This is a genomic window from Bartonella sp. AA86SXKL (genome assembly GCF_042196885.1).
In genome coordinates this window covers 342-801 of sequence record NZ_JBHIRE010000244.1, presented here as the reverse complement: position 1 = coordinate 801, position 460 = coordinate 342, and the positions used below count along the sequence as shown (strand labels likewise).

Annotated in this window: 1 pseudogene; it reads left to right on the top strand. The window is 39.1% G+C overall.

The window, feature by feature from the left end:
- A pseudogene (locus ACFIO5_RS11270) lies at positions 1–460 on the top strand (cobaltochelatase subunit CobT); the annotation flags it as partial.

The window sequence follows — 460 nt, the reverse complement described above, 5'->3', positions numbered from 1 at the left end:
AATCAGAAGCACGTACTATTTTTGATGCTCTCGAGCAAACACGCGTTGAAGCAATAGGCACTTTAAGTATGGAAGGAATTGCACAAAATCTTGATAAAATGCTGGCCGATAAATATCAAAGAGCCCATTATCAAAAGATAAGCACCCAAAGTGAAGCCCCTATTCAAGAAGCAATTGCCCTTTTATTGCGTGAAAAAATAACAGAACGTCCTCCCCCCAAAGAAGCTGGACCTGTATTAGAGTTATGGCGTCAAGAAATCGAACGAAAAGTCACAGCAGAACTGAACGAACTAACATACCATATTTACAACCAACAAGCTTTTGCAAGCATTGTTCGCCAAATGCTTGTCACACTCAAAATGGCAGTTCAACTCGAAGAAACATTTGAAACTTTAGACAACAAAAAATTAAAAAGCGAGTGTGAACCTCACAACCAAGCAGACAAAGAAGGTAAAAACGA